Genomic DNA, 7,291 nt, shown 5'->3' with positions numbered 1-7,291 from the left:
TAAAAAAATCAGACAAACAAGATGTTTTTTAGATTTTTATGGAAAAATACGGAAATTTTGAGCTATTTTTTTTTGAAAAATTGCAAGGGTTGAAAATAGGATGGGGAATTATGAATTATGCAAAGGTCTCAACGAAACTATAACTATAATAAAATTTTCACTGAAAAAATAATGAGTAACGAAAAATACAAACACCTGAAGCCAGCAACACTAAAAGACTTACAAATGGAACTGTTAAATCTACTGAAAATCTTTGATAAAGTTTGCAGAAATAATAATGTAGAATATTGGTTAGATTATGGTACATTATTGGGTGCTGTTCGGCATAAAGGCTTTATTCCTTGGGATGATGATATTGATATTAGTGTGCCAGCAATTGATTATCATAGACTTATATCTGCATTAAATTCTGAATCTCAAACTAATGAAGATATTTTTTTATATTACCACCATAATACATCAAAAAATTTTTTTGAAAAATTAGCTAGCACCAAAATGATGGTGCGTGGAGAAAATCATAAAATGTTCGCCTGCTTTATTGATATTTTCCCTGTCAGAATTATTAATAAGGTTGATAAGAAAAACGATATAAACCTTGCAAATACTGTTGAATATTTTACTAACGGAGGCGTTAGAAGTGGCGAAAAAATTGATAAAAAATATCGCAAAAACACTCTACAGAATGCCCTTATGGAAAAACAAAAATTTACCCAATATTTCCATAGTTATTTGTCTAATTGTAACTATAGACCATCAAAAGATATAGCGACTACAGAAGTTATAATTTTTAATGAAGAGACTAATGATTATTTCCCTTATACAGATATATTCCCATTAAGGAAAGTAACCTTTGAAGGAGTGAATTCTTTTATGCCTAATAACTTTGAAAATTATTTAAGTATTATTTATGAAAACTATATGACACCACCCCCTAAATCTAAACAAACTCCCAAGCACGCAAATAAATTTTATTTTTGTAATTCTAATCAATTTGCATTAGAGACTACCGCCGCTAGTTTAACCGAACAAAATCAAGATTTTTATCGTTACTCTACTCGTAAATTTTTTAGAAATTTAGTTATAAATATTGGCATGTATAAAAAAATAAAAAAATGGCTGTATTAAAAAAGATAATATGAAATTTTCAGTACTAATGTCAATTTATTGCAAAGAAAGCCCAAGGCATTTTGATAGGGCAATGCAAAGCGTGTGGGATGGGCAAACTATTAAACCTAATGAAATAGTTTTGGTGGAGGATGGTGTATTGACTGATGAATTGTATCAAAGTATCAAAAAATGGAAAGAAGAGTTGGGTGATATTTTTAAAGTCATTTCTCTTGAAAAAAATGCCGGTATTGGTAACGCTAAAAAGATTGGTGTAGAAAAATGCACCAATGAATTAATTGCAGTGATGGACACAGACGACATTTCTCTGCCTGATAGGTTTAAAAAACAATTAGTGATTTTCGAAACTAAAGATATTGATGTTTGTGGTGCTTGGGTGGGCGAGTTTGAAAGTGATGAAACTAAGGTAATTTCATATAGAAAAGTGCCAGAACAGCATAGTGCAATCGTAAGATTTGCCAAAAACAGAAATCCAGTTAATCACCCTTCGGCAATGTATAAGAGAAAATCAGTGTTAAATGCTGGGAATTACGCAAAACATAAAAGAACGAGCGAAGATTATAATTTATTTGTAAAATTAATATTAGGTGGTGCAAAATTCTATAATATACAAGAGCCGTTAGTAAATATGAGAACGGGCAATGGTCAGATGGATCGAAGAGGTGGGTTAAAGAATGCAATACTTGAGGCAGTTGTGCAAAAAGAATTCTACAAAATGGGTTTTCTTAATTTGTATGAATTGTTTAGAAATGTGGTTGTTGGCTTTATAATACGACTGTTACCCAAAACACTATTGAAAATAGTGTTTAAAATGATAAGAAAACTATAATATTTTTAAGTGGATATAGCGTTATGAAAATTAGAAAGTTTAAAATGTTTATTCGGTCAGTAATGCCATCGTTTTTCCAGTTATTGGCTATTGCCAAATATAGTAATTTACTGCAAATATACAAGTTTCGCACTAAATATCCAAATGTAAGAATATTTCCACATACGGTAATGAGGGTAAAAAAAGGATTTTATTCTTTGGATAACCAAGATTTTATTCTTGATAGGTATTTTTTTAAAGGAAAGAAAAAAGGATTTTTTTGTGATATTGGCGGAAACCACCCACTAATAGGGAATAATACTAAATACTTTGAAGATCTTGGTTGGCGTGGCGTGGTATTTGAGCCTTTGCCTCATATGGTTGAACTATGGACTAAACAAAGAAAAGCCAAGTTATTCTCAATTGCACTTTCAGATAATGAAGGGGAAGGCAGTTTTGCAGTAAGCGAATATTCAGATGGGGTAATGTCGTTTATGAAAAATACATCGTTAGGTTCGTTGGATAAAAGTGAAATTTACGATATAAAAGTTAGGACACGATTATTTAAAGATGTAATGAATGAGGAAAATATTACACACATAGACTATCTATCTCTTGATGTTGAAGGGCATGAGGTGAATGTTCTTAAAGGAATAGATTTTAATAAAGTGAGAATTGATGTATTGACGATAGAAAATCATTCTCTCTATGGTGATGACAATATTCGAAACATGATGATAAATAATGGTTATATTTTCTGGGGAAGGGTTATGAATTTAGATGATATTTATGTACACACAGACTACAAGGTTTCTTAATTTATGAGTGATAAGGATATAGAGAGAAGTCGTTACGATGATGAGGCACAGAATGCCCTGAATACTGATAATTTGTTGAGTGTCAATGCTTTAACTTTGCCTTTAAAGGCGCCCTATGATTTTTATCGGTCGGTGGTTGTTGAACGAATAAATAGCGAAAGTAGAGTGTTAGAGATTGCCGCAGGCATGGGTGAAAATACTGAGTTCTTATTGGCGACTGGGGCAACAGTTTGTGCAATTGATATTTCAGAGCATTCATTAAGTGTCATGAAAAAACGATTTAATACGAACAAACTAACCACTAAAGTAGCAGATATGGAAAAACTACCTTTTGCAGATGAGTCATTTGATATTGTAGTTAATGCGGGTAGTTTAAGTTATGCAGATCATGAGGTAGTGCTTGGTGAGATACACAGAGTGTTAAAAGTTAAAGGTGTTTTTATTGCGGTTGACTCACTGAATAACAATCCTATTTATCGTTTGAATCGCTATATTCATTATTTGCGCGGCAGCCGTAGTCTAAGTGTGATAAAAAGAACACCTGATTTGAAGTTATTACACAAATATGAACAAAAATTTGGCAAAATTGAGGTTAAATTTTTTGGGTCGATTTCATTTTTAACACCTTTGATGATTAGACTTTTTAGTGAGAAGATAACAACTAAAATTTCAGATGGCGTTGATAGAATATTTTCTATTAAAAAATCAGCGTTTAAATTTGTATTAGTGGCAAAAAAACAATGAAAAACATCCCTTTTTTTAATTACCCTGATTTATTTGCACAGCACAGTAAAGAATTAACTGATATATTTCAGTCAGTTTCAAGTCGTGGTGCGTTTATTATGCAGAATGACTTGATTCAATTTGAGGATAAGTTAGCAAAATATACAGGCATTAAGTATGCGCTGGGCGTGGCTAATGCAACAGATGCTATGCAGTTATTACTAAAGGCTGGTGGCATAGGTATTGGCGATGAAGTGATATTTTGTTCGCATACGATGGTGGCAACTGCATCAGCCATTAAATTTACAGGTGCGATACCTGTGCCCATTGAGGCTGGAGCAGACCACTTGATGGATACAACATTAATTGAGGCAGCAATCACACCCAAAACAAAAGCCATTATGCCAACGCAGCTCAATGGTCGTGTAGCAAATATGGATGCGATTTTGGCGATTGCCGATAAGTATAGTTTACAAGTGTATGAAGATTCAGCACAAGCATTAGGTGCCAAATATAAAGGTAAATCAGCGGGTTCATTTGGCGTAGGTGGTTGTATTAGTTTTTATCCAGCAAAAGTGTTGGGTTGTTTTGGCGATGGTGGCGCAGTGCTTACTAATGATAAAGATATTTATAACAAAATCAAGCTAATGCGTGACCATGGTCGTGGCGAAGATGGTAATGTATCTGTTTGGGGTTATAATAGTCGGTTGGATAATTTGCAAGCAGCAATACTGAATTATTTTTTTGATGATTATGAGGCAATTATTCAGCGTAGAAGATCGATTGCTAACTTGTATGATGAAAGTTTAAGGGATTTAGTCGGTATTGTTTTACCGCCTTCAATAGACAATAATCCAGATTGCTTTGATATATTCCAAAATTATGAGATTAAAGCTTTAAAGCGTAATGAGTTAAAAGAATATTTATCTAACAAGGGTATTGGCACTTTAATTCAATGGGGTGGTCAAGCAGTGCACGAGTTTAGAGACTTAGGGTTCATCCAGTTATTGCCATTTACCGAAAATATTATGCGCACAAGTTTGTTATTGCCACTGAATATGTCAATTACAGATGACGAAGTTGATTATGTGTGCCAATGTATCAGAGGTTTTTATAATGACTAAAGTGCTTGCTCACAACATTAGGCGACATGCTATTAATATGACCAGTTCTGGTGGAAGTTCGCATATAGGCTCAATACTTTCTATTGCTGATATTTTGGCAGTTTTGTATGGCACAGTGTTAAATTATAAGGCTGATAATCCAAAATGGCAGGGTAGAGACAGATTTATTCTAAGTAAAGGACACGCTGGAGCTGGTGTATATGCAGCACTTGCTGAAAGTGGTTTCATACCAATAGAAAAATTAAAAACACATTATCAAAACGGTTCTAATTTATCTGGACATGTATCGCATAAAGGTATTTCAGGTGTGGAATTCTCTACAGGTTCCTTAGGACATGGCTTACCTGTTGCTACAGGTATGGCACTTGCCGCTAAAATTAACCAAAATAAACACATAGTTTATGTATTAATGAGTGATGGCGAATGTGATGAAGGGTCAAACTGGGAGGCGGCTTTATTTGCCCCCCATCATAAGTTAGATAATTTAGTGGTCATTATTGACCGCAATAAATTACAAAGTATTTGTTCAACGGAAGATACATTGGCATTAGAACCTTTTGTGGATAAATGGCGGGCTTTTGGTTGGAATGTAATTGATATTGATGGGCACGACCATGAGCAGTTAATCAATGCGTGTCATTCCAAGGTTGAGAATAAGCCACTATGTATTGTGGCAAATACCACTAAAGGCAAAGGTGTATCCTTTATGGAGAATCAAGTTTTGTGGCATTATCGTAGTCCCCAAGGCGAAGAATACGAAGCAGCTGTCAACGAACTAGAGAATGACAATGCGTGATGCTTTTTTAGATAAATTAACGCAGTTAGCAGCGAAGGATAAAGACATTGTCTTATTAACGGCTGATTTAGGCTTTGGTGTTTTTGAAGCGTTTGAATCTAAGTTTCCTGGACAATATTTTAATGTGGGTGTTGCAGAACAGAACATGACAGGTTTAGCTGCAGGCTTAGCATTAGAGGGTAAGAAAGTCATTACTTACTCAATTGGTAATTTCCCGACTCTGAGGTGTTTAGAGCAAATCCGTAATGATGCTTGTTATCATGGCTTAAATATCACCATTGTTGCATCAGGTGGCGGATTTAGTTACGGCTCTTTGGGTATGTCACATCATACTACTGAAGATATTGCCATTCTCAGAGCATTGCCTGCAATGAGTGTTGTTGCCCCTGGTACAGCATGGGAAGCAGGCGAAGCAATAGAGGCACTCATTAATAATAATGGCGTTGGCTATTTAAGATTAGACAAAACAACTGCCACAAATATTGAAACTAAATTTACACTTGGGCAGTCTATTAGATATAAAGAAGGTAAAGATATAACTCTATTCACTACAGGTGGCATATTAAGTGATGTTATTCAAGCATCTGAATTGCTACAAAAACAAGGTATTAATGCCAATGTAGTCAGTATGCACACCGTTAAGCCCATTGATAAAGAAGTTATTATTGCCTCAGCAAATGAAACAGGTGGTATTGTTACCATTGAAGAGCATAATATTAATGGTGGACTAGGGAGTGCAGTAGCAGAAGTCTGTATGGATAATGGTATTATGCCAAGGGCATTCTTGCGTATTGGATTAGATGATAAATACTCTTCAATTGTTGGCTCTCAAGACTATCTAAAAGCATATTACGGAATAAATAAAATCGCTATTGTTAAAAAAGTGTTGGATTTATTAAGTATTAAAAATTGAAAATATGAAACGCCTTCTTGATATTGTGTTATCTTTTACTGGTTTGGTAGTGTTACTGCCTATCCTAGTTATTTTTATGTATTTAGTCTATCGACAAGATAAAAAATCGCCTTTTTATATGGCACCAAGGGTGGGTATAAATTATACAATTTTTAAGATGGTTAAATTGCGCTCTATGGTAAGCAATGCAGATAATTCTGGCGTTGATTCAACCAGTGCAGATGACAATAGAATTACTCCGATTGGACACAAGATTAGAAAATACAAGTTAGATGAAATAACCCAACTATGGAATGTTTTAATGGGGGATATGAGTCTAGTCGGTCCACGGCCGAATGTGAAAACTGAAACAAACTTATATACTGATGTTGAGAAAAGATTGCTGAGTGTGCGACCCGGTATTACCGATTTTTCATCAATTGTTTTTTCGGATGAAGGGGATATTTTAGAGGGTAAAAGTGATCCAGATTTATCTTATAATCAGTTAATTAGACCTTGGAAGAGTAGATTGGGTTTAATTTATATTGAAAATCGTTCAACACTGCTAGATTTACAACTGATTTTTTGGACAGTGATTGCCATTATTTCAAAACCAAAGGCACTTAATTGGGTTGTGGCGCAATTAACAAAAATGAACGCTGATGCTAATATTATTGCTATTTCAAAGAGAGAGAGTGAATTGTATCCCTTTCCACCACCCGGTTCTAATGAGATTGTTAGTGTAAGATAAGTGCAAATTCTAAAAGTATAAACAGTAAAGTGATAAACACAATAACCAACTCATCTCGTTTTAGCAAGCAACTGATTATGCTGTTGGCTGATACTATCTTACTGATATCAATATTACTAGCCTCGTTCTCAATACGGTTGGGCTATTGGTATTTTCCAGAAAGCGATTTGCTTTGGGTGATATTTGGTGCACCAGTGATTGCTATGCCGATTTTTATTCGTTTTGGTTTGTATCGCAGTGTTATTCGCTATATG

8 protein-coding genes and 1 pseudogene are annotated in these 7,291 nt (G+C 34.4%); all 9 read left to right on the top strand.

The features are described 5' to 3' along the window. Nucleotides 1-117 precede the first annotated feature (117 nt). Nucleotides 118-1,125, top strand: coding sequence for a LicD family protein (locus tag CRYPD_RS07035; RefSeq protein ID WP_138146879.1), 1,008 nt, complete (start codon nucleotides 118-120; stop codon nucleotides 1,123-1,125). Nucleotides 1,126-1,135: 10 nt separating this feature from the next. Then, complete coding sequence (locus CRYPD_RS07030) at nucleotides 1,136-1,954, top strand: glycosyltransferase (protein ID WP_138146878.1); 819 nt, start codon at nucleotides 1,136-1,138, stop codon at nucleotides 1,952-1,954. 23 nt (nucleotides 1,955-1,977) lie between these two features. After that, nucleotides 1,978-2,751, top strand: a complete 774-nt coding sequence (locus CRYPD_RS07025) for an FkbM family methyltransferase (protein ID WP_138146877.1) — start codon at nucleotides 1,978-1,980, stop codon at nucleotides 2,749-2,751. A gap of 3 nt (nucleotides 2,752-2,754) precedes the next feature. Further along, nucleotides 2,755-3,495 (top strand): class I SAM-dependent methyltransferase, encoded by a 741-nt coding sequence (locus CRYPD_RS07020; RefSeq protein WP_138146876.1) that lies wholly within the window; start codon nucleotides 2,755-2,757, stop codon nucleotides 3,493-3,495. Continuing rightward, a complete protein-coding gene (locus tag CRYPD_RS07015) occupies nucleotides 3,492-4,598 on the top strand; it encodes a DegT/DnrJ/EryC1/StrS family aminotransferase (protein WP_138146875.1) in 1,107 nt (368 codons plus the stop codon). Before CRYPD_RS07020 ends, CRYPD_RS07015 begins: the two co-directional genes overlap by 4 nt. Next, nucleotides 4,591-5,394 carry a transketolase gene (locus CRYPD_RS07010; protein WP_138146874.1) on the top strand — a complete coding sequence of 268 codons (804 nt, stop codon included), beginning with the start codon at nucleotides 4,591-4,593 and terminating at the stop codon, nucleotides 5,392-5,394. The genes CRYPD_RS07015 and CRYPD_RS07010 overlap by 8 nt, the downstream gene beginning before the upstream one ends. Then, entirely contained in the window at nucleotides 5,387-6,307 is a 921-nt protein-coding gene (locus CRYPD_RS07005) for a transketolase family protein (RefSeq protein ID WP_138146873.1), read from the top strand. The genes CRYPD_RS07010 and CRYPD_RS07005 overlap by 8 nt, the downstream gene beginning before the upstream one ends. A gap of 4 nt (nucleotides 6,308-6,311) precedes the next feature. After that, nucleotides 6,312-7,037, top strand: a complete 726-nt coding sequence (locus CRYPD_RS07000; protein ID WP_138146872.1) for a sugar transferase — start codon at nucleotides 6,312-6,314, stop codon at nucleotides 7,035-7,037. A 29-nt stretch (nucleotides 7,038-7,066) separates the two neighbouring features. Further along, a pseudogene (locus tag CRYPD_RS06995) lies at nucleotides 7,067-7,291 on the top strand (polysaccharide biosynthesis protein); the annotation flags it as partial.

Origin of the sequence: Bathymodiolus heckerae thiotrophic gill symbiont, assembly GCF_900180345.1 — a bacterium.
GTDB lineage: Bacteria > Pseudomonadota > Gammaproteobacteria > PS1 > Pseudothioglobaceae > Thiodubiliella.
Note: the sequence above shows the minus strand (reverse complement) of the source record. Positions and strands in the feature narration are given on the sequence as shown.

Excerpts from the sequence above, each read along its gene's own strand:
- CRYPD_RS07020 (WP_138146876.1), top strand. The coding sequence starts at position 2,755 with ATGAGTGATAAGGATATAGAGAGAAGTCGTTACGATGATGAGGCACAG.
- CRYPD_RS07015 (WP_138146875.1), top strand. The coding sequence starts at position 3,492 with ATGAAAAACATCCCTTTTTTTAATTACCCTGATTTATTTGCACAGCAC.
- CRYPD_RS07005 (WP_138146873.1), top strand. The coding sequence starts at position 5,387 with ATGCGTGATGCTTTTTTAGATAAATTAACGCAGTTAGCAGCGAAGGAT.
- CRYPD_RS07025 (WP_138146877.1), top strand. The coding sequence starts at position 1,978 with ATGAAAATTAGAAAGTTTAAAATGTTTATTCGGTCAGTAATGCCATCG.
- CRYPD_RS07030 (WP_138146878.1), top strand. The coding sequence starts at position 1,136 with ATGAAATTTTCAGTACTAATGTCAATTTATTGCAAAGAAAGCCCAAGG.
- CRYPD_RS07035 (WP_138146879.1), top strand. The coding sequence starts at position 118 with ATGCAAAGGTCTCAACGAAACTATAACTATAATAAAATTTTCACTGAA.
- CRYPD_RS07010 (WP_138146874.1), top strand. The coding sequence starts at position 4,591 with ATGACTAAAGTGCTTGCTCACAACATTAGGCGACATGCTATTAATATG.
- CRYPD_RS07000 (WP_138146872.1), top strand. The coding sequence starts at position 6,312 with ATGAAACGCCTTCTTGATATTGTGTTATCTTTTACTGGTTTGGTAGTG.